The sequence below is a fragment of the bacterium genome (assembly GCA_021372775.1).
Taxonomy (GTDB): domain Bacteria; phylum Acidobacteriota; class Polarisedimenticolia; order J045; family J045; genus JAJFTU01.
The window spans coordinates 1-4,129 of sequence record JAJFTU010000144.1 but is presented as its reverse complement, the minus strand read 5'-3'; the positions used below and the strand labels follow the sequence as shown (position 1 = coordinate 4,129).

Sequence of the window (4,129 nt, the reverse complement as noted above, 5' to 3'; positions counted from 1 at the left end):
GGTCGCCGAGGGGCGTCCCCAGAAGTACTTCGGGTCGGAGAACGGCTGCCCGATCAGCCGCGAGCCGCGGACGACGCCGTTCTCGACGATCAGGCCGCCGCCCGCCCGCGCCGGGAAGAGCGCCGCCGCGGCGGTGACGGCGAGCGGGTAGCCGACCCCGGCGACCAACGTCAGCGCGGCCAGCATCAAGACCGCGCGCCACGCTTCGCGTCCCATACGTCCCTCACGCCCAGCCGAGCGCGGCCAGGCAAAGGTCGATCAGCTTGATCCCGACGAACGGCGCGACCAGGCCGCCGACGCCGTAGACGAGCAGGTTGCGGCGCAGCAGCGCCGCCGCGCCGAGCGCGCGCCGCCGCACGCCGCGCAGCGCCAGCGGAATCAGCGCGACGATGATCAGCGCGTTGAAGATCACCGCGGAGAGGATCGCGCTCGCCGGCGTCGCCAGCCCCATCACGTTCAGCGCGGCCAGCTCGGGCCAGACGCCGGCGAAGACGGCGGGGATGATCGCGAAGTACTTCGCCACGTCGTTGGAGACGCTGAAGGTCGTCAGCGCGCCGCGGGTCACCAAGAGCTGCTTGCCGATCGAGACGATCTCGATCAGCTTCGTCGGGTCGGAGTCCAAGTCCACCATGTTGCCGGCTTCCTTGGCCGCCTGCGTGCCGGTGTTCATCGCCACGGCGACGTCGGCCTGGGCCAGCGCCGGGGCGTCGTTCGTGCCGTCGCCGGTCATCGCGACGAGGCGTCCCCCCGCCTGCCGCTCGCGGATCAGCTTCAGCTTCGCCTCCGGCGTCGCCTCGGCGAGGAACTCGTCCACCCCCGCCTCCGCGGCGATCGCCGCCGCGGTCAGCGGGTTGTCGCCGGTGATCATCACGGTGCGGATTCCCATCTCCCGCAGTTCCGCGAACCGCTCCTTGATCCCGCCCTTGACGATGTCCTTCAGCTCGACGACGCCGAGGACGCGCGTCCCTTCGGCGACGACGAGCGGCGTCGCGCCGCGGCGCGCGACCTCGTCCACCGTCTCCTCGACGTCGTCGGGAACGCGCCCGCCCTGCCCCGCGACCCACGCCGCGACGGCGTCGGCCGCTCCCTTGCGGATCGAACGGCCGTCGAGGTCCACGCCGCTCATCCGCGTCTGGGCGCTGAACGGCACGAACGTCGCGCCGAGCGACGCGAGGTCGCGCTGGCGGATGTTGTGCCGCTCCTTGGCGAGGACGACGACGCTGCGCCCCTCCGGCGTCTCGTCGGCGAGCGAGGCGAGCTGCGCCGCGTCGGCCAGCCGCCGTTCGTCGAAGCCGCGCGCCGGCAGGAACGCCGCCGCCTGGCGATTGCCGAAGGTGATCGTGCCGGTCTTGTCGAGCAGCAGCACGTCCACGTCGCCGGCCGCCTCGACCGCGCGTCCGGAGGTGGCGACGACGTTCGCCTGGATCAGCCGGTCCATCCCCGCGATGCCGATCGCCGAGAGGAGGCCGCCGATCGTGGTCGGGATGAGGCAGACGAGGAGCGCGGCGAGCGAGGTCAGCGCGACGGGGGTTCCGCGGCCCGCCGCGGCGACCGCCTGCTCCGAGAACGGCCGCAGCGTCGCCACGACGACGAGAAAGACGAGCGTCAGCGCGACGAGGAGGATGTGCAGCGCGATCTCGTTCGGCGTGCGCCGCCGCTTCGCCCCCTCGACCATCGCGATCATCCGGTCGAGGAAGGTCGAGCCGGGGTCGGAGGTGATCCGCACGACGAGCCAGTCGGAGAGGACGCGCGTGCCGCCGGTGACCGCGCTGCGGTCGCCGCCGCTCTCGCGGATGACCGGGGCGCTCTCGCCGGTGACCGCGCTCTCGTCCACGCTCGCCGCCCCTTCGACGACCTCGCCGTCGCCGGGGATCGTCTCCCCCGCCGAGACGAGCGCGAACATGCCGATGCGCAGTTCGGTCGAGGGGCGGGAGCGGCGCGGCCCGTTGCGGTCGGGCCCTTCGAGCACGGTGGCCGTCACCTCGCGGCGCGTCCGGCGCAGCGCTTCGGCCTGGGCGCGGCCGCGCCCCTCGGCCAGCGCCTCGGCCAGATTCGCGAAGTAGACCGTGAACCAGAGGGCGACGGCGACGGCGAGGATGAAGCCCGCCGGCGCCTCGCCGCGGCCGAAGAGCGCCTGGACGTAGAGAACCGTCGTCAGCGCCGCGCCGGCCTCGGTGACGAACATCACCGGGTTGCGCAACTGCCGCCGCGGATCGAGCCGCACCGCGGCGTCGCGCAGCGCGCGGCGGAGGAGCGGCGGGTCGAGAAGCGGACGGACGCGTTCCTTGCGGGTCATCGACGTTTCCTCCGCCGCTCAGAGCGCGCCCGCGGCGAGGCGGAGGTGCTCGACGATCGGCCCGAGCGCCAGCGCCGGAACGAAGTTCAGCGCGCCGACGATCAGGACGACCGCGCACAGCAGGAGCACGAAGAGCGGCGTGTGGGTCGGGAGCGTGCCGGCGCCCGGCGGCACGATCTTCTTGCGCGCCAGCGAGCCGGCGACCGCGAGGACCGGCACGGCGATGAAGAAGCGGCCGGCGAGCATCGCGATCCCCAAGGCGACGTTGTAGAACGGCGTCGAGGCGTCGAGCCCGGCGAAGGCGCTGCCGTTGTTCCCCGCGGCGGAGGTGAAGGCGTAGAGGATCTCCGAGAATCCGTGCGGCCCCGGGTTCGCCGGCCCGGCGAGGCCGGCCTTCGTGGCCACGGCGACGGCGGTCCCGAGCAGCGCGATCACCGGCGTGGCGAGGATCGCCAGCGCGGCCATCTTCGTCTCGTACGACTCGATCTTCTTGCCGAGATACTCCGGCGTGCGGCCGACCATCAGCCCGGCGAGGAAGACGGCGACGATCACGAACGTCAGCATCCCGTAGAGGCCGGAGCCGACGCCGCCGAAGACGACCTCGCCGAGGCCGATCAGCGCCAGCGGGACCATCCCGCCGAGCGGGCTGAACGAGTCGTGGGCCGCGTTCACCGCGCCGTTCGAGGCGGAGGTCGTCGCCGTCGCCCAGAGCGCCGACGCGGCCGGCCCGACGCGGACCTCCTTCCCTTCCATGTAGCCGCCGGCCTGCGCCGCCGTCGTCCGCTGATCGACGCCGAGCGAGGCGAGCGCCGGATTGGGGCGCGTCTCCGCCCGCACGGCGAGCGCGAGGAAGAGGGCGAAGAGGATCGCCATCGCCGCGAACAGCGCGGCCCCTTGCCGCCGGTCCCCGACCATCCGGCCGAAGGTGAAGCAGAGCGCCCCGGGGATCAGCAGCAGCGCGAGGCAGCCGGCGAAGTTCGCAAGCGGCGTCGGGTTGGCGAACGGATGGGCGGAGTTCGCGTTGTAGTAGCCGCCGCCGTTCGTGCCGACGAGCGCGATCGCCGTCTGCGCGGCGACCGGGCCGAGCGGGAGCGACTGCGCGGCGACCGGCTTGCCCCCTTCGCCCGTCGTCGGCTGGAGCAGCGGCACGTCGCGCGCGCCGCCCCACGTCTGCACGACGCCCTGGGAGATCAGGAGAACGGCGAGGACCAGCGCCGCCGGCAGCATCACGTAGAGCGTCGCGCGGACGAGGTCGGCCCAGAAGTTGCCGACGGTCGCCGCGGTGCGGCGGGCGAAGCCGCGGATCAGCGCGAGAAGGACCGCCAGCCCCGCGGCGGGGGAAACGAAGTTCTGGACGATCAGCCCGAGCGCGGCGACGACGTACCCGACCGTTCCCTCGCCCGCGTACGACTGCCAGTTGGTGTTCGTGCAGAAGCTGGCGGCGATGTTGAACGCGAGGTCGGGGCGGATCGGCGGATAGGCGGCGGGCCATCCCGGCAGCAGGTATTGGACGCGCAGCAGCAGATAGAGCGCGGCGGTCGAGGCGAGGCTGAAGAGAAGGAAGGCGCGGGCGTAGAGACGCCAGTCCATCTCGTCGGCCGGGCGCACGCCCGCGAAGCGGTAGATCGCGCGCTCCAGCGGCCCCAGCAGGCGCGAGAGCCACGTCCGCTCCCCGGCCAGCGCCCGCGCGCAGGCGGCGCCGAGCGGCCACGCGAGAAGCGCGAGGAGCGCGACGTAGACGACGATCGCGAATGCGGCGGCGGCGCTCATTCGAACCTCTCCGGCGCGAGGAGCGCGTAGACGAGATAGACGGCGAGCGCGAGGGCGCCGATC

4 protein-coding genes are annotated in these 4,129 nt (G+C 73.2%); all 4 read right to left on the bottom strand.

The features are described 5' to 3' along the window. Window positions 1–216: potassium-transporting ATPase subunit C (locus LLG88_04730; GenBank protein MCE5246212.1), on the bottom strand; the 216-nt coding region annotated here is incomplete at its 3' end. 7 nt (window positions 217–223) lie between these two features. Continuing rightward, window positions 224–2,296 carry a potassium-transporting ATPase subunit KdpB gene (gene kdpB, locus LLG88_04725; GenBank protein ID MCE5246211.1) on the bottom strand — a complete coding sequence of 691 codons (2,073 nt, stop codon included), beginning with the start codon at window positions 2,294–2,296 and terminating at the stop codon, window positions 224–226. A gap of 18 nt (window positions 2,297–2,314) precedes the next feature. Next, complete coding sequence (gene kdpA, locus LLG88_04720) at window positions 2,315–4,066, bottom strand: potassium-transporting ATPase subunit KdpA (GenBank protein ID MCE5246210.1); 1,752 nt, start codon at window positions 4,064–4,066, stop codon at window positions 2,315–2,317. Continuing rightward, the gene (kdpF, locus tag LLG88_04715) at window positions 4,063–4,128 is read right to left on the bottom strand and encodes a K(+)-transporting ATPase subunit F (protein ID MCE5246209.1); all 66 of its coding nucleotides are present in this window, start codon (window positions 4,126–4,128) and stop codon (window positions 4,063–4,065) included. Before kdpF ends, kdpA begins: the two co-directional genes overlap by 4 nt. Between the last annotated feature and the right edge of the window lies 1 nt (window position 4,129).